The 24,610-nt window shown below is 45.8% G+C and carries 16 protein-coding genes; 12 read left to right on the forward strand and 4 right to left on the reverse strand.

Features of this window, described 5'->3' with window-relative positions; translation table 11 throughout:
* Positions 1-50: 50 nt before the first annotated feature.
* Positions 51-4,844, reverse strand: a complete 4,794-nt coding sequence (locus tag QQL66_RS06105) for an NAD-glutamate dehydrogenase (RefSeq protein ID WP_284379988.1) — start codon at positions 4,842-4,844, stop codon at positions 51-53.
* A gap of 260 nt (positions 4,845-5,104) precedes the next feature.
* On the opposite strand from QQL66_RS06105, the gene QQL66_RS06110 reads away from it, so the two are divergent.
* The 7 genes from QQL66_RS06110 (at position 5,105) to QQL66_RS06140 (ending at position 13,821) form a co-directional block, all read left to right on the forward strand.
* On the forward strand, positions 5,105-6,061 hold the full coding sequence (locus QQL66_RS06110) for an AAA family ATPase (protein ID WP_284379991.1): 957 nt from the start codon (positions 5,105-5,107) through the stop codon (positions 6,059-6,061).
* Between the two features lie 13 nt (positions 6,062-6,074).
* Complete coding sequence (locus QQL66_RS06115; protein WP_284379993.1) at positions 6,075-7,106, forward strand: DUF58 domain-containing protein; 1,032 nt, start codon at positions 6,075-6,077, stop codon at positions 7,104-7,106.
* A complete protein-coding gene (locus tag QQL66_RS06120) occupies positions 7,103-7,630 on the forward strand; it encodes a DUF4381 domain-containing protein (protein ID WP_284379995.1) in 528 nt (175 codons plus the stop codon). The genes QQL66_RS06115 and QQL66_RS06120 overlap by 4 nt, the downstream gene beginning before the upstream one ends.
* Complete coding sequence (locus QQL66_RS06125) at positions 7,627-8,703, forward strand: VWA domain-containing protein (protein ID WP_284379997.1); 1,077 nt, start codon at positions 7,627-7,629, stop codon at positions 8,701-8,703. The genes QQL66_RS06120 and QQL66_RS06125 overlap by 4 nt, the downstream gene beginning before the upstream one ends.
* Positions 8,703-10,787, forward strand: a complete 2,085-nt coding sequence (locus tag QQL66_RS06130; RefSeq protein ID WP_284379999.1) for a VWA domain-containing protein — start codon at positions 8,703-8,705, stop codon at positions 10,785-10,787. The genes QQL66_RS06125 and QQL66_RS06130 overlap by 1 nt, the downstream gene beginning before the upstream one ends.
* A gap of 65 nt (positions 10,788-10,852) precedes the next feature.
* Positions 10,853-12,532, forward strand: coding sequence for a BatD family protein (locus QQL66_RS06135; protein ID WP_284380001.1), 1,680 nt, complete (start codon positions 10,853-10,855; stop codon positions 12,530-12,532).
* A 38-nt stretch (positions 12,533-12,570) separates the two neighbouring features.
* Entirely contained in the window at positions 12,571-13,821 is a 1,251-nt protein-coding gene (locus QQL66_RS06140) for a murein transglycosylase domain-containing protein (RefSeq protein ID WP_284380004.1), read from the forward strand.
* A 113-nt stretch (positions 13,822-13,934) separates the two neighbouring features.
* On the opposite strand, the gene QQL66_RS06145 is transcribed toward QQL66_RS06140, so the two are convergent.
* Positions 13,935-15,209 carry a serine hydrolase domain-containing protein gene (locus QQL66_RS06145; protein WP_284380006.1) on the reverse strand — a complete coding sequence of 425 codons (1,275 nt, stop codon included), beginning with the start codon at positions 15,207-15,209 and terminating at the stop codon, positions 13,935-13,937.
* Between the two features lie 127 nt (positions 15,210-15,336).
* Here QQL66_RS06145 and QQL66_RS06150 point away from each other — a divergent pair, with 127 nt between their 5' ends.
* From QQL66_RS06150 to QQL66_RS06160, 3 genes are all read left to right on the forward strand, one after another.
* On the forward strand, positions 15,337-15,942 hold the full coding sequence (locus tag QQL66_RS06150; protein ID WP_284380009.1) for a TetR/AcrR family transcriptional regulator: 606 nt from the start codon (positions 15,337-15,339) through the stop codon (positions 15,940-15,942).
* A gap of 129 nt (positions 15,943-16,071) precedes the next feature.
* Positions 16,072-17,784, forward strand: coding sequence for a GGDEF domain-containing protein (locus QQL66_RS06155; RefSeq protein WP_284380012.1), 1,713 nt, complete (start codon positions 16,072-16,074; stop codon positions 17,782-17,784).
* Positions 17,777-19,126 carry a DUF1329 domain-containing protein gene (locus QQL66_RS06160; protein ID WP_284380013.1) on the forward strand — a complete coding sequence of 450 codons (1,350 nt, stop codon included), beginning with the start codon at positions 17,777-17,779 and terminating at the stop codon, positions 19,124-19,126. Before QQL66_RS06155 ends, QQL66_RS06160 begins: the two co-directional genes overlap by 8 nt.
* A gap of 37 nt (positions 19,127-19,163) precedes the next feature.
* Here the strand turns inward: QQL66_RS06160 and QQL66_RS06165 are convergent, their stop codons facing one another.
* Complete coding sequence (locus tag QQL66_RS06165) at positions 19,164-20,354, reverse strand: GNAT family N-acetyltransferase (RefSeq protein WP_284380015.1); 1,191 nt, start codon at positions 20,352-20,354, stop codon at positions 19,164-19,166.
* A gap of 278 nt (positions 20,355-20,632) precedes the next feature.
* On the opposite strand from QQL66_RS06165, the gene QQL66_RS06170 reads away from it, so the two are divergent.
* On the forward strand, positions 20,633-22,903 hold the full coding sequence (locus QQL66_RS06170) for a molybdopterin-dependent oxidoreductase (protein WP_284380017.1): 2,271 nt from the start codon (positions 20,633-20,635) through the stop codon (positions 22,901-22,903).
* Between the two features lie 89 nt (positions 22,904-22,992).
* Here the strand turns inward: QQL66_RS06170 and QQL66_RS06175 are convergent, their stop codons facing one another.
* Positions 22,993-23,577, reverse strand: a complete 585-nt coding sequence (locus QQL66_RS06175; RefSeq protein WP_284380020.1) for a TetR/AcrR family transcriptional regulator — start codon at positions 23,575-23,577, stop codon at positions 22,993-22,995.
* Positions 23,578-23,802: 225 nt separating this feature from the next.
* Here QQL66_RS06175 and QQL66_RS06180 point away from each other — a divergent pair, with 225 nt between their 5' ends.
* On the forward strand, positions 23,803-24,603 hold the full coding sequence (locus tag QQL66_RS06180) for an ion transporter (RefSeq protein WP_284380022.1): 801 nt from the start codon (positions 23,803-23,805) through the stop codon (positions 24,601-24,603).
* Positions 24,604-24,610: the final 7 nt, after the last annotated feature.

Below are 24,610 nucleotides of genomic sequence, written 5' to 3' on the forward strand. Positions count from 1 at the left end.
AATATCTGAAGTGTAAAAACGTTGGTCATACCAACGTTTTTACCCAGACCCTACACATGAGCCAGATTACTTAACTCCCTCATGGCAACAGTGAACATTGCCAGTTCAGGATTTTCGGTGTTTCTTACTTCATTCAGCAAGGTTAACCAGCGTTGAACCATAGGGCTGCTTTCATCGAACCAATTAACGAGACACATTTTCACATCGCTTTCCGGCCCTTCGGCCACCTGGCAATTCATAATATGAATCAACAAGGCTTTTTGCTGCCAGTCCATGTCATCCATCAATGCTTCTCTGGCAAGCCCTTGCCAATGGTTCGTCACTTCCAAACCATTAACCTGCTGAATGAACCAATGAAGCCCCAGTTTTTCACGCAATTTGAAGAAGAGCCCTGCCGTGGTATCGACATCGGTATTGGTATCACGTGCTGCATCACAAATTGTCAGAGCTCCGTAAAGCGATGGCGTGCCAGTCACAAACCGAGCTAAATCTTCTGGGACACCCGAGTCGATAAACTCTTGTTTCTGCGTCATCCACTCATCGCGTACGGTATCGCTGAGATGATCGTCGAGATGATCAAAGAGCGAGTCCATTACCGGACGGTAAGTATCAACGATTTGCTCCAATGGCTGCTCAAGATTGGTGTTGCGAAGGAACCAGCGAGTGGCTCGTCGAATCAAGCGCATCAAGCGTTCATGACAGACAAACTGCATTTTGCTGTTCACCTGATGATCCAACTTATCAATGGCCAGCCACCATTCTCTTAGACGGAATACATCACGAGCAACAATAAAGGCTTTGGCGATTTGCCCATCCGGTAAGCCTGTGGAGTTACGCATACGATGAACAAACAGATCGCCCATCAGATTCACAATTTCGTTCGCAAGCTGGGTTGCAACGATTTCGCGGTTCAAGCGTAACGACATGATTTCTTCAAAATACTTATGTCGAAGGCGTACAGGGAACTCACGCAGTGCTTCTTTCAGCACATACGGATCATCCAAACCTTCTGCATCAGACAAGGTATCTTTCAATTCATTCTTGGCGTAAGAAATCAGTACTGACAGCTCAGGACGAGTGAGACCAATCTCTTGTCTACGCCGCTCATCCAACACTTCATTGTTTGGTAAGAACTCAAGGTCTCTGTTCAAACGCCCAGAGTCTTCCAGGTGCGAAATAAAACGCATGTATTCATTGATCTTGGCAAAGTTGCGTTGCGATGCATTCGATATTGAGGTGGCCTGACGGTAGTTATTTTTTAATACCAGATCCGCCACTTCGGCCGTCATATCGACCAGCATGTCGTTACGCTGTTTAAGTGTAAGCTCGCCCTTCTCCATGAGGTGTTGCAATAGAATTTTGATATTTACCTCGTGGTCAGAACAATCCACACCACCGGCATTATCAATGGCATCGGTGTAACAGGCACCGCCATTCAATGCGTATTCAATACGGCCACGCTGGGTAAAGCCGAGGTTGCCCCCTTCCCCAATCACTTTTGCTCTTAAATCCTTACCATTGATTCGTAAGGAATCATTAGCACGATCACCCACCTGCGAATTGGTCTCTTCAGAGGATTTCACATAGGTGCCGATACCTCCGTTCCAGAGCAAATCCACTTCTGCTTTTAACAGATGCTGGATCATATCGTTTGGCGCCAAACGATCTGCAGTGATGCCGAACACTTCCTTCATTTCAGGTGTGATCTTGATCCACTTAGCCGAACGGGAATAAACACCGCCACCTTGAGAGATCAGGTTGGAATCGAAGTCTTCCCAGGTTGAACGAGGCATATAGAACATACGTTCACGTTCTACAAAACTCTTTTCCGGGTCTGGATGCGGATCAATGAAGATGTGCATGTGGTTAAATGCTGCCACCAACTTAATGGCTTTTGAACGCAACATGCCGTTACCAAACACGTCCCCGCCCATGTCACCGATACCGACCACGGTAATGTTGTCTGTTTGAACATCGATGCCACGCTCACGGAAATGTCGCTGAACAGAGACCCAAGCGCCACGGGCAGTAATGCCCATTTTCTTATGGTCGTACCCGTCGGAGCCGCCCGAAGCAAAGGCATCGCCCAGCCAGAAGCCGTATTTAATGGCAATGGCATTGGCAATATCAGAGAAGGTCGCAGTGCCTTTGTCCGCTGCCACAACCAGATAGGTGTCGTCTTCATCCAAACGGATTACATCTTTAGGTGGAACAACGTTCCCCTCCACCAGATTGTCCGTCACATCCAACAGGCCACTAATGAACTGCTGATAACACGCAACGCCTTCATTTTGGAATTCTTCACGACTCATGGAAGGCGTTAGGCGCTTAGCGATGAAGCCACCTTTCGCACCTGCCGGAACAATCACTGAGTTCTTAACCTGCTGAGCTTTAACCAGACCAAGCACTTCGGTTCGATAATCTTCCAGACGATCCGACCATCGCAGGCCACCACGTGCTACACGACCACCGCGTAAGTGAACCCCTTCCACACGAGGCGAATACACAAAGATTTCAAACAATGGCCTAGGAAGTGGCATGTCAGGAATCAGGGCCGGTGAGAATTTGAAGGATAAATACGGACGCGTACGCCCTTCTTCATCCTGAACATAAGCATTGGTCCGCAAGGTCGCAGAGATCAATTCGATATAGCGACGCAAGATGCGATCTTCGTTCAGGTTTGATACGTCTTCCAACTCCTTCAGAATTTCTTCACGTAGGCACTCTGCTTTTTCTTGATCCGCTAATTCAGGATTAAACTTGGCCTCAAACAGCTCAACCAGTTTTTGAACCAAACACTGATGATTGGCTAACGTAGAGCTAATGTAGGTTTGTGAGAAACCAAAACGAATTTGCTTCATATACGAAGCGTAAGCCCGAAGCATATTCACCTGGAAGGTATTCAACCCGGCTTTTAATACCAACTCGTTGAAGGTATCACTGGCCAGCTCACCTTCCCACACTCGGAAGATAGTTTCTTCAAAGTTCTCACGAACTAACGGGACATCCAGTTCGTAATCTTCTTTAGTCCGCATACGGAAATCATGTAGCCAAACAATATCTTCATCTTTTGGATGAATCTTGTATGGATGCTCGCCCAGCACATGAAGTCCCATTTGTTCGAGAACTGGCATCACATCAGACAATGGTAACGGGCTGTTGCGTTTAAACAAACGCAAACGTAACTGATGATCTTCGTCTTCTGGTGATCGATAGAAGCTCAGCGCCAAAGGCTTGCCTTCATCCAACTCGTGAATGTGTTCGATGTCCGCCACAGCGGTACGCGGTTGGAAATCGGATTTATAACCGGCACGGAAGGCTTCACCAAAGCGAAGAGACAGCGCACTGCCCTTCTCTTCACCAAACTGATCTACCAGAGCATGTTCCAGATCGTCTTCCCAATCTGAACACGCACGAATCACTTTTTGTTCTAGTTCTTGATGATTCGGCTTAGCGCGGTTGGTTGAATCCAGACGAACAATGAAGTGAGTACGAGCCAAGATGGACTCAGAGAAATAGGTGGTAAATTCGATGTCCGTAGCGTTGTGTTCTTCCACCAAAATATTCTGAATGCGTTCACGTAACTCAGTTGAGTACAAATCTCTCGGCATGTACAACAAGCAGTTCGCAAACATTCCGAAGCGCCCTTGCCGAACGAATAAACGGATTTTGCGACGCTCGCGAATTTGAAGCACGCCTACTGCGATCTCACCCAGCTCTTTTACACTGGATTGAAACAGCTCATCACGAGGGTACACAGCCAGAATACGCAACAACATATTACGTTCTTGCATATTGCCATGTTCAACAAACCGATCGCAGATGCTGTCGACTTTATTCCGCACAATAGGAATAGAAGACGGGTCCGCCGTATATACTTCAGAGGTATAAACCCCCAGGATACGAGCCAAGCCTGTCAAATTACCCTCTTCATCAAATCGTTTAACGATGAGGTAATCAGGATACGCTGGGCGATGGATATGTGAACGAACACCGGACTTTAGGAATTGCAGTACTGGGCTACCATAGACTTCCTTAAGGTCCTTACCTAAACAGAATTCAATTTCGGCTTCGTCCCGGCGATAGTGCTTTAACAAACCAAACTGATTACCACGTTGACGCTTCAGACTATTGCTCTTCTCGTCGAAGCTGAATTCATCATAGCCAAGGTATGTAAAGTGATTGTTATCCAACCATGAAAGGAATTCGCACGCTTCTTTCTGATCTTTTTTAGCCAGCCCTTTCACCGGCTTATTAATCTCTTCAGAAATCGCCAAGACTTTTTCCTGCATGGACTTATAGTCGTGCACACAGGTTTCTACATCTTTAAGAATCTGGGCGAGCGCGTTTTGAAGTTCGTCTAATTGTTTTTTAGCGGTATGGCGATCGATTTCCAGATGAATAATGACTTCTTTATCGATCTTGTCGTTTTCAGGTCGATTCCAGGACGTCAGTAAATTTTTATTGTCTCGTTTAGTGGCAATCAGGCTGTAATGAATTGAATGAATGGTGATGTGTCGACGATTCAACTCCATACGCATGGAATCAATCATGAACGGCATATTCTGACCTAACACCTGAATAATAGTGTGCGTTGACTGCCAGGCATTCTGTTCATAATCCGGATTAAAGACCCGAATCTTGAAGAGATCATCTTCAAAGTCCTGAATAAACTGCCAGGTATCCAGCACCAAACCATACAAATCAGATGGCTTCAGTGCCTCAATGTCCTCCCTGGGGGCACAGCTGATCAGGTGCTTGCCAAACGCCTCTACATCCTGACCTTTTTTCCCTTGAAGTCGTTCCTGAACAATCTCAGCAAACTTATCCAATGTTCTTTCCACGAATCTTGCTCCAATAAAACGTTATTAAAGTTACAGCAATTGAAACAGGCCAATGTCTAAGCCCATTGATCAACGTTCAACCAATTTCTAAAGGTTAGACCAAATACCCTGATTTAAAAGAAAATTGTTATGAACTAAACGGTTGTAATCTTGGTCACAGTCCTTAAATTAGGGGTATAAATTAGAACCTTTTAGGATTGAGTAAACGGAAATAATTATTCAGTCGATCATTCGTTGATAAAAAGTATAAAGATTCATCTATGTCACAAGCTAATTTCAAAGACGCTCAAAGTTATTTAAGTAACCAAATTCTAGGTCAGGAACAATTAGTTAATCGTTTGCTGATTTGTCTTATCTGTGGTGGTCATTTACTGGTAGAAGGTGCACCGGGGCTGGCAAAAACCAAAGCCATCAAAACGTTATCGGATTTACTGGAAGGAGATTTCCAGCGAATACAGTTCACGCCGGATCTTCTCCCGTCAGATATTACGGGGACAGAGATCTATCGTTCCCAAACCTCGACCTTTGAGTTCCAGAAAGGCCCTATCTTCCATAACCTGGTACTGGCCGATGAAATTAACCGTGCCCCAGCCAAGGTACAGGCGGCGCTTCTGGAAGCGATGGCCGAGAAACAAGTGAGTGTGGGCAGCAAAACTTACCCGCTTGATGACCTATTCATGGTGATGGCGACTCAAAACCCGATCGAGCAAGAAGGCACTTACCCGCTGCCAGAAGCTCAGCTTGACCGTTTCTTACTTCACTGTAATGTGGATTACCCGAATGCCGAGCATGAGAAACAAATCTTGAGATTGGTGCGTGGCGAGCAAACGGCAGACTTCCCTAAACCAGAGACCATGCTGACCAAACAAGCCATCTTCACTGCTCGCAAAGAAATTGCCGAATTGCACATGTCGGATGCGGTTGAGGATTACATCGTCCATTTAACGATGGCAACCAGAACGCCGGACAAATACGATTCGGATCTGGCTCACTGGATTGAATTCGGTGTGAGCCCGCGAGCAACCATCGCACTGGATCAGGTTTCCAGAGCCCATGCATGGTTGAATGGCCAGGACTTTGTTGCTCCGGATAACGTAATGAGCGTGTTACATGATGTTTTCCGTCATCGTCTGCTGCTTACCTACGGTGCTCAGGCAGAACACATAGTTACTGACATGGTAATTGATAGGCTTCTTGACGTTGTACCCGTAGCTTAATGCGATTTTTAGTATGTTAGAGACTCTGTTTAACAAGCGAAAATCTGCAACCGACCGCCCTTCTGACAACGCCAGATCTCATGGTGTGGTGGATGATATTTCCTGCATGGGGGCTTATGCCGACAAGCAAACCTTGCTGCAATTGGCGGCGGCAGGTAGCAAAATCAATCTTGCCAAGGCGACTTATGCGTTAAGTAGGAATTCTGGAACACACCATTCCAACCAGCGTGGTCGGGGCATGGAGTTCATCGAATCCCGTCATTACCAACCGGGTGATGACATTCGAAGCATCGATTGGCGTGTTACTGCTCGTACAGGAAAAACCCACACCAAGGTATTTGCAGAAGAGCGAGAGCAACCGGTTTTTGTGTTGTGTGATCAAAGCCCTTACATGTTCTTTGGCAGTCAGGTGCGTTTTAAAAGCGTTCAGGCGACCAACATAGCAGCACTCATTGCCTGGAGCAGCCTTAAACAAGGTGACCGTTTCGGTGGGGAAATCCTTGGTGAAAACAGTCATTCAGAACTGTTCAAACTGTCACGTAACCGCTCCCGTCTGCTGCAGTTTTTAGAAAAATCTGTGGAAATGAATCATCGTCTGAACAACCACTGTTCAGCAAACTATTCTGCTTTGGCTAAAAAACTTCATCAATTGAAGTACATGGTAACGCCTGGAACGCGCCTGTATGTGCTCTCAGATATCTATGCCTACACACCAAATGCATTAAAAGCGCTGGCACAGCTTTCTGCCCATACCGAAATAACCTTATTTGCAATCAACGACCCGCTGGAAATCGAACCACCGTGCACCGGCCAAACTCGTATCAGTCTTGGCGGACAAGTGATGTCGGTTCTCTTATCCAAGCAACAACAGCAAACCATTGTGAATCACTACCAGAACCATTATCAGCAAGTGGTGAGCTATCTGAATAACTGGAACATTCCGCTTATTTCAGTCAACACCACAGACAATCCGATCGATTTATTTAACACGCGAGCATCTAAACATCGCCTCACTAAGCGTCATCAGGAGGTTGAACAAAGATGAACGGATTGCAATCCGCCAGCCCAACTGGCGCACAGGATTTAACTCAGTTAATTGGTGAAGTGATCGAATCACCCACCATAGACAACGGCCCTTTGGTTTGGCCGCCGGCCATCGGTTGGTGGATTATCACAGCCCTTTTGATCATCGTTTGTATTGTTATCGTGATAAAAACCCGCCAATACCTTCAGAAACGTGCGGAATACAGATTCTTAAACAATGCCCTTGAATCACTGTCAGCACCCGATTCCAGCGCATCATCCGATGAAAAGGCCGAATTCATCCGACAGCTCAACCGAGCCCTGAAAGCCATTTCCATTCAAAAATACGGAGCAGCCCAAGTAGCAGCCTTGTCTGGAAAAGCCTGGCTCCAGTTCCTCGACCAAAGCGGTCAATGCAACCACTTTACCCAAGGTGCAGGCCAAGTGTTTGGTGTTGGCCTGTATCAGAAATCACTGCCTAACGAGCCGGATCTGGAGCATCTGAAAGAACTGTGTGAACAGTGGTGCAAGGAGGTCTGCCAATGATATTCGCATGGCCACTTGTATTCCTTTTACTGCCATTACCCTGGCTTATTTTGCGCTTTCAAACGTCCACCGAAGAACAGCAGCAATCCCCTATTTATATGCCGGGTGCCAGCCAATGGGAATTAACACAAGGTAGAGTTTCCTCTAACGCATCCCAGCGCGTCGATTCCAAGTGGATCATGGCTCTGGTCATGATCAGCTGGTTATTTTTTATTGTTGCCTTGGCGCGTCCTCAGTGGATTGGCGAACCTATTCCCCTTCCTGCGAAAGGCCACGACCTGCTGCTCGCCGTGGACCTATCCGGCAGTATGGATATGGAAGATATGGTCTATCAAAACAAACGTCTCAACCGTTTAAACACCGTAAAACTGGTGGTGCGAGACTTCCTGAAAGAACGTCAGGGAGATCGGGTTGGCTTAGTAGTGTTTGGTGATGCCGCCTTTATCCATACACCGATCACCCGTGATCTTGAATCAGTGAGCACGCTTCTGATGGAAGCACAGGTAGAAATGGCAGGCCCGAACACCGCTATTGGTGATGCCATTATTAAGTCCACTGAAGTGCTGCGTAAACAACCAGAAGATGCCCGCATCATGATTCTTCTTACCGACGGTGCGAATACCGCTGGCGAAATTCAGCCCTTACCGGCCGCCGAGATTGCGGCCAAGCATGGCATTAAGATCTATACCATCGGGATTGGCGCTGACAGTATGACGCGAAGCAGTCTCTTCGGATTACTCAATAACACGGTAAATCCATCAAAAGATCTTGATGAAAAAACATTGAAATCCATCGCGGAACAAACCGCTGGCTTGTATTTCCGCGCGAAAAACCCTGAACAGCTCGAAAGCATCTACCAAAAGATTAATGCCTTAGAACCAATTGATCAGGATGAGCAATTCATTCATCCAGTGAAAGAGTGGTTCTATTGGCCGTTGAGCCTATGTTTTCTTCTATATTTCGCGGCGTTTAGCTTGAAACACTTTGACCAGCTCACGACATGGATTGGTCCATTTCGAAGCTCAACACGCTCCGCTACCAATCAGATTGATCAAAAAGAGGGGCAGATGTAATGGACGCTTTTTTTGACTCATTTCATTTTGCACGCCCGTTATGGTTTCTGGCACTAATACCGGTAGTGGTTGCGATTTACTATTTTTTGAACCAAGTAAGAAGCGCGCAGTTGTGGAGCAAGCATATTGCCCCTGAATTGCTCAGTCAGCTTACCGATAAGCAAAGCGGCTCAGGAAAATCCTACCTCTTTTCCGGTTTGGTGGGCGTACTCCTGACTCTATGCATTGTTGCTTTAGCAGGGCCTTCGTTTGAATCCCAACAAGTTAAAACGTTGAAAACTGACGATACTCTGGTCGTTATTATGGATCTGTCCTTGTCGATGATGGCTCAGGACATGCAGCCGTCCCGACTTCAGCGAATGAAGTTTAAGCTTCAGGATTTACTGGATAAGCGTAAAACCGGCTATACAGCATTGATTGTCTACTCCGGTGATGCCCACGTAGTCGTGCCATTAACCGAAGACGCAGACACCATTAAGCATTTGGCTAAAACCCTATCCCCGTGGATGATTCCATCCAAGGGCAGCCGTTTATCTCGCGCTGTAGAAGAAGCCAATAAGCTGCTTGATGCGTATCCATCCAGTAATGCACGTATTCTGCTGCTGACCGATGAGATCTCCGACCAACAGTTGGATAAGACACTCGCGATATCAAACTACCCTACTTTCGTGATTGGCGTGGGGACCGAAGCAGGCGCACCGATCCCGCTTCCCGATGGCAAACTCTTGAAAGACAATCAACAAAACATTGTGATCACCAAGTTCATAGACGAGCAACCAAAAGCATTGGCAAAGAAAACCGGCGGAATCTTCTCAACCCTCAATGTGGATGATAGCGACATCACTCCGGCCCTTTCTTTTGAGCCAAACCAAAGTGAAACACCCGAAGCGCTGCAACAAATGGCTGCCATTAAAGACTATGGCTATCTGTTATTGATTCCAGCCCTCTTCCTGATGCTTATGTCCTTCCGAAAAGGCTGGTTATTAGCTGTTGGCTTTATTCTGATCAATCCAACGGATGGCTTTGCAGTAACAAGTCAGGCAGAAAGCCCAAGTTATCAAAGTTCCTTGTGGGATGACCTTTGGCTGAATCAATCACAACAAGCCCAGAAAGCCTACGATCAAAAAGACTACGCCACCGCCGCAAAACTGTTTTCAGATCCGCTGAAAAAAGCCGATGCCTACGCCAAAAACAAACAGTGGCAATTAGCGGAAGAGTCCTATCGGGGCCAACCGTCCGCGACCGCTAAATACAATCTTGCCAACGTTCAGGCAGAACAAGGCAAGCTGGATGAGTCGATTCAAAGCTATCAAGCAGCAATTGATGCCGCCAAGCAAGAACACAATCAAACTGTACTAGACCGAGCCAAAAAAGATAAAGCCGCTATTGAAGCGCTGAAAAAGCAACAGGAACAGCAGCAAAATCAACAGAGTAAGGATGGGCAAGAAGGTCAGGACGGACAACAAGACAACAGCGATCAATCCGACCAACAGAGTTCCGACCAACAGAGTTCCGACGGTCAGAACTCCGATCAGCAGTCAGGCCAAGATCAATCGAATGAAGGGCAATCGAATGATAGCCAGTCCAATGAGGGACAGTCAGGCCAAAACAAGGATGAACAACAAGGCGCTAATGGCGATTCAAGCAACAGCAATCAGGATCCAAACAGTGATACTGAGAACAGCCAACAGTCTCAGGGATCGAACAAAAACCAGGACGCCTCGAATCAACAATCGTCCTCTAGTTCTTCTGATGCAGGTCTAGACGAAGAGCAAGCTCAAAGTGCAGCGCAGAAAGCTCAGGCAAACGAAGCGCAAATGCAAGATGGCCCGACAGATGGGCAGAAAGCACAAGGAGCGCAGGCAACGAACTCCGAGCCTTATGACCAGAATGATGTGACAGATTATCAGCAAGGCTCCGCTGTGCAATCAAGCATGGAACCGTCACAAGAAGACATTGAAGAACAGAAATATCAGCAGATACTTCGTAAAGTTCAATCAGACCCTTCGGTCCTGTTAGAAAACAAATTCAGAATCCAGCACTACCAAAGGAATAAACCTGAAAACGAAGCTCAGGTTTGGTAGTAAGAATAAAAATGAAATTATTAAGGTGCACTAAACCTTTTAATATCGGGATACTTGGTAACAACATGCAGAAAACGATAGCGATAATCACATCCCTTCTTTTATCTATGTTCAGTTCGCTGGTCATGGCATTGGATGCCCGTGTGGATCGAACCACATTGCCAGATAACGAAACACTGCAACTTGAACTGTCAGGTTCTTTTAGTGCATTTAACCTGAGTATTGATTTATCACCTCTGGATAAAGATTTTCGGGTGCTCGACAACCGTCGCAGTACTAATATGCAGTACATCAATGGCAATTTCGCGGCTAAAACTACATTAACGGTCACGTTGGAGCCTAAGCGTTCCGGGCTTCTGACGATCCCCCCTATTACCATTGAAGGAGAATCAAGCAAGCCGATCCAACTGAATGTCACCAAAGCAGGCCAAGGGAATGCGGGCGATCCGAACATGCCAGCGCCCATTGACATTGAAGTGACGCTGGACACACCCGACACCTGGGTTCAAGCGCAGATGCTCCTCAAGATAAAGCTGTTTCAATCTGTGGAACTCTACAATCTTGAGCTGTTGGGCGTAAAAGAACTACAACAGATGGGGCTGACCATTGAAAAAATTGGTGAGAACAAGACCTACCAAAGTAAGCGCAATAACGTTACTTACCATGTCACTGAACTAAATTATGTGCTGTACTCTGACACTCCCGGCTCTTTCAAGCTTCCGGAATTCATTTTTGAAGGTCAAATGCCAAGCCGTGCTTCACGCTATGGCAAACGATTAGAAGCCCGTTCAGATGAAATCACTGTTAATGTTAAGGACATTCCAAAAAACTATCCTTCAGCTAACTGGATTCCTGCGAGGGATCTTCAGATTTCAGATGATCTGGCTGATAACATTGAACTGGAATTGGGTGATTCGCTAAACAGAAACCTGGTCGTTTCTGTGTATGGTCAAGAAGCAGCAGTCATCCCTAATATGCCAGAACTGGATTCTGATCTGATAAACGTTTACGCCGACAGCCCGGAGTTGAATAATCAATTGACTCAGGATGGCATGACGGGTGTGCGTATGGACAATATCGCCCTGATTTCTAAAAAACCTGGACGCCTGATACTGCCGGAAATTCAAATCCCGTGGTTTAACACCACAACAGGTAAAACAGAGATCGCAACCCTGCCATCCAGAACCATCACGATCAAAGGCTCGGGGATCAATCAGACTCAACCATCACCAGCCATGCCTGCCGCGCCACAAAATCCTGGTAACTTGGCTCAACCCCCTGCATCCAGTGCCAACAAAGCCGCACAATCTGCGGTTCAAAACGAACCTCAAGTGGTGAAAGAAGATGCTATCCCAGGGTGGTTTTTACTCATCTTTGGTCTGGTGTGTGGCATTGTCATAGTACAAACAGGTGTCATTCTTAGGCTTTATCAGAAAACCCCTGACCTTCCTGATGAACCGGCAGAAACCAATCGTCCTACAGATTGGGATGAATCACTGCCGGATGACTTTGTGGTGTGTTTCCGCATCATACAAAAAGCGTTGCAGGACCATCACTTGACGATTGAATCTCTTCCAGATGAAACCCAATCTCTGATTGATAGATTCCGGGCAACACACTATGGTTCTTCTCAGACCAACGCTTCGTTTACAGACAGTGATAGAGAGCAATTGAGACAACAGCTCAAACAGTTTTTTGAAGCGAAAACAGTGAATGCGCAAGGACCGAGCCTCTACCCTCAGTAACAGTGAATATAGGTAGAGCACAGAAAAGGAAGAAGACTATGGTGAGTGTCTTATTAAAATCCATTGCCCCGGCGGCCATATTGGGTTTAGCGATTAGTGCAAATATGAGCTATGCCACCGATGAGTTTGAACAATTTAAGCAACAACATCTCGGTGAAGCGGCTCAATACCAACAAACCCAGGAAGACGAATTCAAAGCTTATGTAAAAGCTTATCGGGACGCATTCAACGAATACAAGAAAGAGCTGGCCGCCGTTTGGGGTGATGACGTGGTCATCAGCGATAAGACTAATTGGGTAACTCATTCCGACGACTTAACCACCCGAAACGAAGTCGACTTTAAAAATGATGAAATTCGTATCACCTTAGTGGTTGAAGACGACCTTCCTGAAGATCAAATCAAAACCCGAATCACGGAAGAACTGACCAAGATAGCAGATACCTCGGTAGATCAGGCCAACCGAAATGATCCAATTTCGCAAAAGGTCGACGAAATCATTGCAACTAAGGTCATTGCCCCTACGCTTCCCCCGGAATTCAAACCCGATTTAAAACCTGTCATTACGATTACAGATCAACCGGTTTCATCGACGGGCGGCAAAAAACAAATTGAACAGCTGGTACAAACGGCCAAAGTCGACATTAAACCCGCGCCGAAACCGGTAAACAAATCCGCGCCCCCGGTTAAAAAATCTCCTTCCAACAAGCATAGAATCGTAGTGACCGTTCCCATGCCTAAAGTGGCTATTTCTTCCAAGGCGGAACGCTTCAAACAACCGGTCACCAATTCGTCCACCAAGTGGAAGATTGATGATGCGTTGATTCTGGCAGTAATTCATACGGAAAGCAGTTTCAACCCAATGGCACGTTCACACATACCGGCTTATGGGTTAATGCAAATTGTGCCTAGATCAGCAGGTCAGGATGCCTCCGCTCTGATTTATGGCAATTCACGGATGCTCACCTCCAGCTACTTGTATACCCCGGATAAGAACATTAACGTCGGCGCAGCCTATCTGCATATTCTTAACAGCCGTTATTTAAGTAAAATTGAAAACCCTGAATCGCGCTTGTATTGCATCATCGCAGCGTACAACACAGGTGCTGGTAATGTTGCACGAGCCTTTACAGGAAAAACCTCCGTGACTAAGGCTGCACCTAAGATTAACAGCATGACGCCATTCCAGGTGTATAACCATTTGCTAAGAAACCTGCCTCACGATGAGACCAAAGACTATTTGAAACGCGTCAGTTCTCGATATGAGGCTTACAAGAAAGGTGTGCTGTAAAACTTGGTACAGCAATCCACTTCAAATACCGGTTTGAAGTGTTCCGTTAAAAGCCCCAACTCTCTGTGCTTTGCAGAATAAAATCAGCACAGTCGAGTTGGGTTTCACAAGCGTTATATCTCAGACACTTCTGAGTCTGTATTTTCCGACACAGAAACCGTTTCACCAATGTCCTTTTCAGCCAAGGATTCAGCAATTGCTCTGAACGCTTCAACCGTTTCCAGGGCAGACTCAAAATGATTATCCATGAAGTGGGTATTGGCTGAATTCTTCACGATCACTACATTGGCTTTCTGATTCACATAGATGAACTGATCGTAAACACCAATGGCCATAAACTCCTGATCTGCATTTACAGGTAACCACCATTGATATCCATAACCTAATACAAGATCAGCCGTGTCACGCTTACCTGGTACCAAGTGCGGAGCATCGGGCGTTACTGAAGCTCTTACCCACTCATACGGTACCAACTGTTGTCCCATCCATTTCCCATCGTCGAGATAGAGCTTACCTAACTTGGCAAAATCACGGGTTCGCATGTTCAACCCACCCAATACCATAGGTTGACCAGTGGAATCGACGATAAAATGGGTACTGGCTTCAGGGCGCAATGGCGTCCATAAATTTTTGTTGAAGTAATCCTCGATGGACTCTCCCGTAGCACTTCGAAGCACCATCCCTAACACATGGGTATCCATACTGACGTAATGCATGTAGGTGCCTGGCTGACGTTCATTTTCAAGGCTTGCGGCAAACTCATCAAACGAACCACCCAGTGCCATCAAACGGCCGAAACGGTTAATGTCGGAATTAAAGTCCTGATAATCTTCATTGAAACGTACACCACTGGACATCTGCAATACGTCTTTAATGCTTACGCCCTCGTAACCACTGCCCTTCAACTCAGGTACATACTCGGTTACTGCTTGCTCCAGACTCTGGATATGCCCCTGCTCAACCGCAATGCCAAATAATGCAGACAAGAAGGATTTAGCCACCGACCATGAAATGCGCTTGTCTTCTGCTTTTGTCCCCAGACGATAAGATTCGTGAGTAATTTCATCCCCTTGCATCACTAAAAGCGCAGTGGTCTGGGAGCGAGCTAAAAAATCTTCCAACGACTTCTCTTCACCGTTGTAACGATAGCTGTCAGGCAAAGGCTTCAATTGTTTGGGGAAAGTTACTGGTTCCAGCTCCCCCTTAATTTCTTTGGCATCGAACAGTTGATCCATATGAATAAAGTTCTCGACGATGACTTCCTCGTCAAACAAGGTAATTACGTGATAGAGCTGAACAACCTTCGCCCAATTGAACAGAATCAGGATCAGAGCAATCGCAGCGAGCACTGCAATAACAGATCCAACGAACCTTATCGTTTTAGCCATAAATATTCCCCTAATGTTATTTTTATTTATCAATCGATAAATCAATATAAACTTATCAATCGATAAATCAAATAAAATTTGTAAATAGCCCTATATTTACCAGTGCTTTTTAACGACAATAGCGACCTTGGATAAACCAACGGACAGAAATGAGATCATGGGACGCCCAAGCAAAAGCGAAGAACGACGTGAGCAGATCCTGGATGCTTTTGAACGAATTATTCTGCGTGACGGTTATGCGAAAGCATCACAACGAAAGATTGCAGAGGAAGCCGATCTGAATCAGCCAATGATTCATCACTACTTCTCCGGGCAAAATGAACTACTGGATGCCTTTTTGGCTCGTATCATCTCGCGATACAGCCAGGCACTGAATGAATTCGTCCAATCCAATGAAGCGCCGTCCCTTGAGCAAGTGATTTCATTCGTATGCTCAGATGACTTCCACAAAATCAGTCGACAAAATGAAGTGTTCTTCTGTTTGATTGGCCAAGGTGGATTTGGTGACGAGATGTTTCAGAAACTTTCTTCTGTTTATCATCGCTTTCTTCAAGAAATCATTTGCCACCTTGAACAGGCCAACATTGCCAATGCAGAACACCTTGCCTATATGATCATGTGTTTTGTTATTGGGCACGACTGGGCCAAAAAATTAGGGTTTGGTGAGCATCGAAATGAAAAAGTGGCACATGATCTCCTTTCTCTTGCCAAACTTTCTTGTACCGAGAGTTAAACTACTGAAAATACAGCTCTATAAATCAAGAACTTAGAACAACAAATTAAACTAATGTTTCCCCTACGATCTCTGTTCTAGCTGCTACACTTAGCCAAAATGATTAAAAAAATTGGCTAAGTCGTATCTATGCTCAAACTACTATTCGGCCCCGCTTTGGCGCTGATGAATAACCTAAGCTACCCATCCAAACTGACTCTCATTTCTGCTCTGTTTGCAGTACCGCTATCTCTGAACCTGTTTGACACCATGAGATATCAACAACAGGAAATGCACGCCATTGAAGAAAAACATCTTGGAATACAGCTGATCAATGAGTTCATGAAAGTCATCATCGAACTGGAACAATTGCGCGATATGACGGTACTGTCCAGGTCGGAACAACGAAATAAAGGAATAACTGATTACGCCCAACAAAGAGATAAGACCCTGAAGCTCCTTACCCATTTCAGCGAACGATCTGAAATTAAGAGTGATCAGCTACTGTCGCTATCGTCCCAAAATCTACGGGACAAACTCCAGAAAACTCGCATCAGCACAGGTTCGGAAGGTGACATTGTCAGTAATCTCTACGATAACAGTAATCGTCTTGTAGACAGTGCTTATACCCTACAGTCCATACTGATGAATGAGTTTGGCCTGTTCTCGGACTCGGACCTGCTGAGTACTCAAGTAGTTGCTTTTTTAAACAAAGAGACACAGCCCATTTTTGATACAGCAGGACGAGCTCGTGCATTTGGCAGTTATTTTCTGACGCTATCTAACCTCACCTCAATCGGGATCAATCTACTCGAAGACACAATTCAAAAACTGTTTAGCCATCAAGAGCGATTGCAGCAACGCCTTATTGTTTTGGTGGCCACATATCCGGAACTGAAACAAAACTCCCTGATTCTCTCAGAGAACATCAACAGCCTTGGAAACCTTGCCATGATGGTAGAAGACAACGTCATGCTGGACCCGGACTTTCTCACTGAATGGGAAGACTTCTATCAACAAACGTCCACAGAAATTCGACGACTGAATACGTTTCGATTGAGTTTAGGCGTGTTTCTGGAAGGCCACTATCTTGTCAGGAAAGAACAACTCCAACATCAGAACTTCTCTTATACTGCTGGCATCGGATTTCTTATTTTACTGTTTGGATATCTTTTCTTCGCATTTGTTATGGTATTTCGTAGTTCCATTCGCAACCTGTCTATCGCGGCTAAACACGTAGCAGAAGGCCAACTGGACGAAACCATTCGCATCACATCCAACGATGAAATTGGCCGCTTGGCCATGCTTTTTGATTCAATGCGAAATCAATTGAAAGCACGCGAGCAAGAACTGATCGAAATCACCATAACCGACGGTTTAACCAAAATTCGAAACCGGAAATATTTTAACGAAACCCTGACAAAAGCCCTTTCCCTATCGGATAGAACCGATCAGCCAACCAGTTTGTTACTGATCGACATCGACTTTTTCAAAAAAATTAATGACAACTATGGGCATCAAGCCGGCGATCAATGTTTGATTGAAGTGGCTCAAACGTTAAAAAATAGCTTGTCTCGCCCCAATGACGAGGTGGCTCGTTATGGTGGTGAAGAGTTTGCAGTATTGCTTCCCGCCACAGATCTGGACGGCGCAAAAAGTCTGGCTCAAACCTTATGTACAAATATTCAGAACCTGTCGATCGTCTACGATCAACAAACCATTCCTGTGACCATTAGTATTGGCATAGCAACCTCCAGTCTGATCTCATCTTGTACTGATGATCTGCTGGTGACCAAAGCCGACAACGCTTTGTATCAAGCCAAAGAAGCAGGTCGGAATCGGTGGATCAGTAGTCATGATTAGGATATCCCCGGTATTACGCAGACGACGGAAACAAGCGTTCATCAGTCTGATGATGCTTATGCTCTGCACAACATCTTATGCCGGACAAACGATGGATGATTCACTGACTCCCACAGGGGCAATCTTACAAGGGTCTGACGACGGTCAAATACCGGATTGGGTATCAGACAAAACCGTCGCAGATGAGCTTCATCAACAACTCGACAAAGACACCCCGCTCTTTGTCATCAACGGTTCTAACTATCAGAAATATCAGGCACACCTAACCGCTGGACAGGTTGCGTTGTTTGAGCTGTATCCAGAAACCTTTGAAATGCCGATATACCAAAGCAAGCGCCTGCATCACATTCCGCAGTGGCTTGAAGAAGCAACACGAAAAAACCAAAAGGACGCAGAACTGATAGATGATGGCAACGGCATTACCAATGTCTGGCCAGGAGTTCCGTTTCCAACCCCCGAAAATGCACTGGAAATTCTATGGAATCACTTAATTGCATGGCGGAGTATATCGGCCAAAGGGACCTTCGTTGAGGCTACTATTCATCCTGAACAACGCCATTATCTGATTAAAACAGAAGTGGAAATTGCCATGCCCTACTACCAACCAGATAGGGTGCCGGTCACCGACAATATTATTCTGACCTACTACTTAACCCGCATTACCTCCCCTGCTCGTATCGCAGGAGGCGCCACACTGGTTCATGATTCGATGAACCCCAAAATGGGCCAAAGGCAATCTTGGATTTACAACGTATCCCAGCGCAGAGTTCGTCGCCTACCCTTTTTAGGGTATGACACACCCAACATGAATTCGGATGATATTCGGGTGGTGGATGAAGTGAACTTGTTTAATGGTTCGCCAGACCGTTATAACTGGAAATCAAACGGGAGAAAGACCCTCTATATTCCCTACAATTCAAAGGTGCTAGCTCAGTCAACTTCAGATATTGAATCGTTATTAACGCCCTATCATCTCAATACAGCACCTACCCGTTATGAATTACATAGAGTCTGGGAACTTGAAGCCACACTCAAAGAAAAACAACATCATATTTATGCCCGAAGAAAGCTTTATCTCGATGAAGACAGTTGGATGGCTCTGATCGCTGAACAATACGACCAATCCGATGCGCTCTGGCGAGTGAGTCTATCCCACACTCAGTACATGCCTGATATGCCGGGCGTGATGAAGGTTGCGGATGTATTTCATGACCTGAACAGCAAGAGTTACTATGTTCAATCACTCATTGAAGATAATGGCCGCTGGATTGAATTTTCAAATAAGCTCCCCGAGAAGTCTCACTTTAATCCTGTCAGTCTGAAGCGACGCAGCACCCGCTAATAACTCCAGCGTATCGGTGATTACAAATGGCCTACTTTTAGCGTTTCTCATTACCGTCTTGAATTTCAATAGCACCGTCCAATTCATCTATTCCATGCTTAAACGGTAAGGCATTGGTTGTTTCATTAAAGTAAGCGTCTATATACGCCCCTTCTTCTTCCACTGCTCGAAGTATAGCTAATCGGAAAGCCTCATCCCGAATCCAATGGCCTGAGAAGGTATAAACCGGCTCGAACCCTCGTTGAATCTTATGTTCTCCCTGAACCCCGGGATCGAATCCTATCAGCTGATTCTGAATACAATATTCAATGCCTTGGTAGTAACAGGTTTCAAAATGAAGAAACTCATGGTGTTCAATAGCGCCCCAGTAACGACCATATAACTTATCTTTGTCCTTAAAATTCAATGCACCGGCAATGTACTTACCATCGCGTTTCGCCATTACCAACACTAATTGATCCGACATAGTTTCGGACAACGCCGCAAAAAAGGACTTATTTAAATAACCACCATGACCGCTTCGCTTTGCATAGGTAATCACATAAAACTTGTAGAAGGCATCCCAATGCTGAGGTTGGATATCATCTCCGGAAAGCACTTCAAAGCTGATGAGTTTATCCTGCAATGCTTTGCGCTCTTTCTTAACATTCTTACGTTTACGAGAACTGAAACGCGACAGAAAATCATCAAAGCTTTGGTAATTACGATTACACCATTGGAAATGCACGGCACGTCGTGAAAAATCCAGGTCTGGTTGAGCCACCGAAAGTTCTTGTTCTGTTGGAAACAGCAGATGAAACGAAGACACCTCCTGTTCTCTGGCAGACGCTTTAATGGTTTGAATCACCTGCGTGTAAAGCGTCATCCGTTGCTGATCGCCCAGCTTGCAACAGAACCTTGGGCCAGTAATAGGTGTGAACGGTACACAAGACACCAGCTTAGGATAATAATCAAAGCCGTACCGATAATAGGCATCAGCCCAGGTATGATCGAACACATATTCGCCGTAGCTGTGGTACTTCAAAAATAACGGAAGGAAAGCAATTAGACGGCCATCCTGATAACACACACAATGGTTCACATGCCAGCCAGTGCCCTCACCGACCACCTTTGAGTCTTCTAATAACCGCAAGAAGGAATAAGACAAGAAAGGATAATCCCCGACCAAGGGAGCAAATTCCTGCTCTAGAACAGCAGTAATTGAAGGAATGAATTTGACTTGCAGCATTGAGAGTCACTTTAGTATGAAGCAGGTAGAAATCTGGTAACGCAACAGAACCCAGGCTCAGATGCTACCATTTTTCAGAGTATTTTAACGACTGACTTTTTATGACTGCTTGTATGACGGATTTTATGACTATATCTGAACACCCCTTACTTTCCTGCTATCCAAAGAAACCAGAAAAGCTAAATACGTCATTGACTATAACACCCGTTATAAATACATTACTATAACGACTGTTATGATTAGTCTTATAAATTAGTTTTTGGGATAGGAGGGTCAGTATGAGAACAGAAAAGACAGCCTGTATTCTTTGCTCGCGAAATTGCGGTTTAGAAGTGGAAATCGAAGATCGCAAGTTTACTAAAATTCGCGGGGATCAGGACCACCCTATGACGCATGGCTATATTTGCCAAAAAGCGGCCCGCCTCGATTACTACCAAAACAACCAGGATCGGTTAACCCATCCTTTAAAGAAACAAGCTGACGGCAGTTTCGCCAAGGTCTCCTGGGACGACGCGCTGAAAGACATTGCTCAACGCCTTATTGCTATTCGAGAGCAACATGGCGGCGATGCCTTTGCCACGGCCGGAGGCGGTGGACAAGGCAACCACCTGACGGGCGCGTATCTGTCTCAGATTCGAAAAGCGATGAAAAGTCATAACCAGTACAACTCTCTGGCACAGGAAAAAACTGGCGATTTCTGGGTAAACGGTCGTCTCTTTGGAAGCCAGACCTGCCACACCACAGAAGATGTGGAGCTCTCTGACTTTGTTATTTTCTTAGGCTGCAACCCGTTTCAGTCCCACGGTATTCCCAATGCTCGCGATACCTTAAAAGAAATCAGGAAAGACCCTAACCGTACGATGGTGGTGATTGACCCAAGACGCACCGAAACGGCTAAACAGGCCGATGTTCACTTGCAACTCAAACCGGGAACAGATGCGTATTTACTGAGTGCAATACTTGCCATCATTGTTCAGGAAGAGCTCCACGATCAGTCGTTTCTGGAAGCTCACTGTACCGGCTTTGATCAAGTGAAAGAGATGCTACTCTCGGTTCCTGTCGAAGAGTATGTGAAGATTGCCGATGTACCACTTGATGATGTTGAAGCGGTGGCCCGAGGCTATGCAAAGGCCGACGCTGGCTGCCTGCGTGTCGACCTCGGTATTCAGCACACTTTTAACTCCACACTCAATAGCTACTTTGAAAAGTTGCTTTTCCTGATTACCGGAAACTTTGCCAAAAAAGGCGCAAACAACCTTCACAGCTATCTGATTCCTATCCTGAATCATACGGATGAGCGCAATCCGAAATATAAGCGCTCCGCTTACCATAAGATGTTTCCTGTCTCAGGAATCTTTCCGCCTAATATTCTGCCGGATGAAATTTTACTGGCCGGCGACAAACGCATTCGCTCGATGTTCGTCGATAGCTGCAACCCGCTTTTAACCTGGCCGGATACGCCCGCCTTATCGAAAGCCTTTGAATCACTCGAACTGCTTGTGGTTATCGATGTTACGATGACAGAGACCGCAAGAATGGCCGATTATGTGCTACCGGCCGCCTCTCAATTCGAGAAATGGGAATTTACCGGTTTTAACCTGGAATTTCCTCGTAACGCCTTCCACCTAAGACACCCATTGCTTGAGCCATTAGGCGAAACCTTGCCAGAAGCGGAAATTTATACTCGTCTGCTTGAGGAGATGGGCGAACTTCCAAAAGACTTCCCTATTCTCTCTAAAGTGGCGAAACACGAGCCCGAGTTCTCTAGTCATATAGGTTATATGGCGGGTCTTGCGGCACTGCTGACTCGCAATAAGAAACTCGCCCACTATGCGGTATCCATACTGTACAGGACACTCGGACCAACACTGAAAGACGATGCAGCCGCAGCGAGTCTTCTTCTGCCATTGGCCATCACATTTGCCCAGAAGTACCCTGACGCAGTTCGCCGTGCCGGTCATCAAGGTAATAAGCTAACTTTGGGGGTTAACCTCTTTAAAGAAATTCTTAATGGCCGTTCTGGCGTGATCTTCTCAGAGCATAAATTTGAAGAAATTTGGTCGATGATCCGACACCAAGATAAGCGGATTCATCTGGAGATCCCTGAAATGCTCGACGCTTGGAAAGCATTAGAGTCGACAACGCCAACAAACGAGCACTTCCCATTTATACTGGCCGCCGGAGAGCGCCGAAGCTACAACGCAAACCAAATCTATCGAGATCCGGCGTGGCGTAAAGTAGATCGAGATGGCGCGATGCGAATGCACCCCGACGATGCTGTTGCACTGAATTTAGAGAAAGGAGACACCGCTCTTTGTGCCAGTGAACATGGTGAACTTCAAGTGGTGATAGATATTGATGACAGTGTTCGTCGAGGCGTCGTGACCATGCCGCATGGCTATGGCAGCCGTTACGACGAAAGCGCCCCTAACGGGCCGGCGTTGAACCAATTGACCCACAGCACTCACTGCGACCCATTGATTAAAACACCGTTTCACAAATGTGTTCCGGTAAACATCCAAAAGCTAAATACAGAAATACGCACCTAAAAACAAAGCAGTTAAAGAAAAGGCACCTGAAACAAGGTGCCTAAACCAAGTGCCTTAAGGGGGCTTTATCTGTAGTAGTTCAGACTTTATCAACCGGGTATTGCTGACTCTAAAATTTTCTTCAACTGGGCAGTCACCTGATCAAAGGGCTCGATACGTTTTTGAGCCCGACACATTGCTATTGCGCCCTCGGCAGAAGCAATGAATAAAGTCGCAAGCTGATCCGCCTCAGATTTTTCTACACCGTGCTCGGATAAAGACTCAGCTAGCAGCGATTGCCAGGAATCAAAGACCTTCGAAGCTAACAAGTGCGCCGCCTCAATCTCTTCGTTTATCGCCTCTTCCATCGCCACAGCCAACACAGGGCAACCGGCGTTGAATTCACTTTGCTCAATAATCTTTCGCCACATCGCCAGGAAAGCATCTAATCCGGCAATAGGCCCATGCTTAAAGGCTTGAATTATCAACTCGGTGACTCTATTTCCGGCAAACTCTACAGCCTCTAAAACAACCTGTTTTTTACCTTCTGGAAAATAATGATAGGTAGAGCCTAATGGGGCTTTTGCTGCCTTTGCCAGCTCACGAATACTGGTGGCATTCATGCCTCTACGACGCAGCATATCCGCCGCTGTTGCTACCAATCTTTGTCTTGCTTCCGGGTTGGTTCTTGCCATTCCTTCCTACTCGTTACTACGCTTAACACCATCACTATAATCCATAATTATAACGAATGTTATACATAAAGTACGCCCTATTTTCAGCCCGTCAATTTCTGCTTTGAGATTCATTTGGCACGGGTAAATATGACGTAAAACATTAACTAATTTTCATAGTCTCGTTATGACACCTTCTTTATAATCCCACACTTAATTATGAGATATCAGGAGCGAACAATATCTATGGAAACGGCCAGTCTACAACAGTCGTTCATGAAGTTGAGAAGTAATAAAGCCTTTGAGTTCTTTGTTATTGGCGTCATTGTCTTCTCTGCCATTGTGGTGGGCATTAAAACCTATGAGTTGCCCAGCAGTTTCCTCACCGTCGTGGGTTGGTTGGATAACTTAATTACCGCCATTTTCCTTGTTGAAATCTTGATTCGTTTTGCTGGTGAAGAACGTAAGCGTGACTTCTTCAAACAGGGCTGGAACATCTTTGACAGCATCATTGTCATTGCCAGCTTAGTACCCGTTGAAGAAAGTGATATGGCCTTTATCGGCCGACTACTTCGAATTTTCCGGGTATTGCGGATGGTCTCGATCATTCCTGAATTAAGACTGCTACTGAACTCATTACTCAAGGCATTGCCACAACTGGGTTATGTGATGCTTTTGATGTTCATTATCTTCTATATCTACGCAGCCATTGGCGCCACCTTATTCGCTCATATCAACGAGGAGCTTTGGGGAGACATTTCTATCGCATTGTTGACGCTGTTCCGCGTAATGACCTTTGAAGACTGGACGGATGTGATGTACGAAACCATGACGGTTTATCGACTCAGTTGGATTTACTATCTCACCTTTATTTTCTTAACGGCCTTTGCCTTTTTGAACATGGTGATCGGAATCGTGGTCAGCGTAATTGAAAAAGAGAACGCCGCACAAGAGCACGAACAAGGTGAACCAAGTCGTTCTGATCTGGGAAGAGATATCGCTGAATTAAAACAGATGGTGCAAGAGCTTAAAGACATGAAGTCATAGACGCTTC

This window comes from Litoribrevibacter albus (assembly GCF_030159995.1).
GTDB lineage: Bacteria > Pseudomonadota > Gammaproteobacteria > Pseudomonadales > Litoribrevibacteraceae > Litoribrevibacter > Litoribrevibacter albus.

What these genes read in the sequence shown, in the direction of transcription:
- QQL66_RS06110 (WP_284379991.1), top strand. Translation starts at nt 5,105, where the DNA reads ATGTCACAAGCTAATTTCAAAGACGCTCAAAGTTATTTAAGTAACCAA.
- QQL66_RS06115 (WP_284379993.1), top strand. Translation starts at nt 6,075, where the DNA reads ATGTTAGAGACTCTGTTTAACAAGCGAAAATCTGCAACCGACCGCCCT.
- QQL66_RS06120 (WP_284379995.1), top strand. Translation starts at nt 7,103, where the DNA reads ATGAACGGATTGCAATCCGCCAGCCCAACTGGCGCACAGGATTTAACT.
- QQL66_RS06125 (WP_284379997.1), top strand. Translation starts at nt 7,627, where the DNA reads ATGATATTCGCATGGCCACTTGTATTCCTTTTACTGCCATTACCCTGG.
- QQL66_RS06130 (WP_284379999.1), top strand. Translation starts at nt 8,703, where the DNA reads ATGGACGCTTTTTTTGACTCATTTCATTTTGCACGCCCGTTATGGTTT.
- QQL66_RS06135 (WP_284380001.1), top strand. Translation starts at nt 10,853, where the DNA reads ATGCAGAAAACGATAGCGATAATCACATCCCTTCTTTTATCTATGTTC.
- QQL66_RS06140 (WP_284380004.1), top strand. Translation starts at nt 12,571, where the DNA reads ATGGTGAGTGTCTTATTAAAATCCATTGCCCCGGCGGCCATATTGGGT.
- QQL66_RS06145 (WP_284380006.1), bottom strand. Translation starts at nt 15,209, where the DNA reads ATGGCTAAAACGATAAGGTTCGTTGGATCTGTTATTGCAGTGCTCGCT.
- QQL66_RS06155 (WP_284380012.1), top strand. Translation starts at nt 16,072, where the DNA reads ATGCTCAAACTACTATTCGGCCCCGCTTTGGCGCTGATGAATAACCTA.
- QQL66_RS06160 (WP_284380013.1), top strand. Translation starts at nt 17,777, where the DNA reads ATGATTAGGATATCCCCGGTATTACGCAGACGACGGAAACAAGCGTTC.
- QQL66_RS06165 (WP_284380015.1), bottom strand. Translation starts at nt 20,354, where the DNA reads ATGCTGCAAGTCAAATTCATTCCTTCAATTACTGCTGTTCTAGAGCAG.
- QQL66_RS06170 (WP_284380017.1), top strand. Translation starts at nt 20,633, where the DNA reads ATGAGAACAGAAAAGACAGCCTGTATTCTTTGCTCGCGAAATTGCGGT.
- QQL66_RS06175 (WP_284380020.1), bottom strand. Translation starts at nt 23,577, where the DNA reads ATGGCAAGAACCAACCCGGAAGCAAGACAAAGATTGGTAGCAACAGCG.
- QQL66_RS06180 (WP_284380022.1), top strand. Translation starts at nt 23,803, where the DNA reads ATGGAAACGGCCAGTCTACAACAGTCGTTCATGAAGTTGAGAAGTAAT.